Source organism: Pontimicrobium sp. MEBiC01747 (assembly GCF_053601635.1).
In genome coordinates, this window is record NZ_JBSHNS010000249.1 from 1 (window position 1) to 597 (window position 597).

The following is a 597-nucleotide window of genomic DNA, read 5'->3' on the forward strand; positions in this document are numbered from 1 at the left end:
CCAAAACGTGTGGTTTTTGCAGAAGCAGATCATTTAGATGTGTTAAAGGCAGCACAAATTGTGCATGATGATGGTGTGGCTATCCCAATTTTATTAGGCCGTAAAGAAGAAATAGAACGCCTAAAAGAAGAAATAGAATTCGATGCAGATGTACTTATTATAGACCCAAAAACAGACGAACAAGAAGCTAAGAGAAACGAATATGCCGAAGTCTATTGGGAGCAACGTAAAAGAAGAGGCGTAACTTTATTTGAAGCGCAGAAATTAATGAGAGAGCGTAATTTCTATGCCGCAATGATGGTTAATGAAGGAGATGCAGATGCATTAATTTCTGGTTATTCTCGTAGCTACCCAAGTGTAGTAAAACCAATGTTAGAACTTATAGGCTTAGCTCCAGGATCTACACGAATAGCAACTACAAATGTAATGATGACCCAACGTGGGCCAATGTTTTTAAGTGATACCTCTATAAATATAAACCCAGAAGCAAAAGATTTAATTAAAATAGCACAGATGACCTCTGGTGTTGTAAAAATGTTTGGCTTAGAGCCAGTTATGGCTATGACTTCGTATTCAAACTTTGGATCATCTAAAGAC

Annotated in this window: 1 protein-coding gene; it reads left to right on the forward strand. The window is 37.4% G+C overall.

Features of this window, described 5'->3' with window-relative positions:
* Positions 1-597: phosphate acyltransferase (locus tag ACVC2P_RS08075; protein WP_452597970.1), on the forward strand; the 597-nt coding region annotated here is incomplete at both ends.